This window comes from Methylobacterium sp. WL9 (assembly GCF_008040035.1).
GTDB classification, from domain to species: Bacteria; Pseudomonadota; Alphaproteobacteria; order Rhizobiales; family Beijerinckiaceae; genus Methylobacterium; species Methylobacterium thuringiense.
The window spans coordinates 1-1189 of the sequence record NZ_VRVE01000184.1 but is presented as its reverse complement, the minus strand read 5'-3'; the positions used below and the strand labels follow the sequence as shown (position 1 = coordinate 1189).

The window sequence follows — 1189 nt, the reverse complement described above, 5'->3', positions numbered from 1 at the left end:
CCGCCGCCCTGTCCGAGCGCGGGGACCAGATCGAGCGGGCGCTCGCCGAGCACGGCACGCCGCTGGTCGAGGCACTGAACCAGCGCGCCGACGAGTTCGTCGCCCGCACCGGCGAATCCGCCGCGGCGCTCCGCGCTGCGATCGAGGAGGGCGCGACGCGCTCCACCGCCTCGCTGGCCGAGGCCAACGAGATGCTCGGGCGCAACCTCGGCGGCGTGCTCACCCGCATCGAGGGCGCCAACACCGCCATGCGCGAGCTGGTCTCGGGCGCGACGGGCAATCTCGGCGCGATCGAGCAGGGTCTCGCCGGCCGGGTCGAGCAGATCCAGGCGGCGCTCGGCCAGATCGCCGGCGAGGCGAGCCGCGCCACCGAGGGCGTCTCGACCCAGGTGGTGGCTCTTCGCGAAGTCTCGCAGGGCGTCCTCACCGAGGCGGCGGCCCTCGCCGCCTCCCTCGATGCCCGCAGCCGCAGCCTCGGCGAGCAGACGCAGGCCCATGTCGCGAGCCTGACCGGCGCCGCCGGCTCGATCGAGACGATCGAGGGCCGCCTCGCCGAGACCCTGAAGGGCCGCCAGGGCGAGGTCGAGGGCGTGCTCGCCCGGATCGAGGAGCGCTCGGGAGCGCTGGAGGCGCAGTCGGCCCGGTTCTCGGCCACCGTCGAGGAGACGCTACGCGCCGCCGAAGCCCGCGCCCGGGAGATCGGCGAGAGCCTGTCCCAGGCCGCGATCACCGCCGGCAGCAGCGTCACCGGCGATTTCGAGCGGCTGCGCTCGGGCGCCGACGAGCAGAGCGAGCGCACCGTCGCCGCCGTGAAGGCGACGATCGCCTCGGCCTCGAGCCAGATGACCGAGGCGCTCGGCGCCGCCTCCGCCGGCTTCGGGGAATCGGTCACCGCGATGAACGCGATGGCCGCCGAGATCCGGCGCGAGCTCGACGCCACCCGCGCCGAGATCCAGCGCGGCGTGCTGGAGATCCCGCGCGAGACGCAGGACCAGACCAGCGAGATGCGCCGGGTCGTCTCGGAGCAGATCGAGGCGCTGAACGCCCTCGCCAGCCTGGTCTCGCGCTCGAACCGCGGCGCCGACGTGGTGCAGCCGCAGGTCATGGAGCAGCGCCGGGTGGCCGGAGCCGGCTCGGAGCCGGTGAGGGCCGCCGCCCAGGCCGCGCCCTCCCCGGCTCCGGGCGCCTT

Annotated in this window: 1 pseudogene; it reads left to right on the top strand. The window is 75.4% G+C overall.

What is annotated here, in order from left to right:
* Nucleotides 1-1189 (top strand): annotated as a pseudogene (locus tag FV217_RS23155) (hypothetical protein); the annotation flags it as partial.